Annotated in this window: 1 pseudogene; it reads right to left on the reverse strand. The window is 28.1% G+C overall.

Annotation, left to right across the window (positions count from 1 at the left end):
• Positions 1–231 (reverse strand): annotated as a pseudogene (locus SB717_RS39910) (Ger(x)C family spore germination protein); the annotation flags it as partial.

Below are 231 nucleotides of genomic sequence, written 5' to 3' on the forward strand. Positions count from 1 at the left end.
ATTTTTATATCGTAAGTTGGAACAGAACGAATATTATTAATCATTACGTACGCAGAATCTGTTTTAAATTCATGTGAATCTAATTTATGTTTCTCTAATAGTCCTTTAAATACGAACATATCTTTTTCCGCAATTTTACCGATATATTTATCTTTTTTAAAAAGGCCAATTCCGGTGATTTTTATTTTATCACCATGCTTTTTTAGAATTGGAATGTAGTAGTCTTGCCCT

The sequence above is a fragment of the Priestia sp. SIMBA_032 genome, from assembly GCF_046535215.1.
GTDB classification, from domain to species: Bacteria; Bacillota; Bacilli; order Bacillales; family Bacillaceae_H; genus Priestia; species Priestia aryabhattai.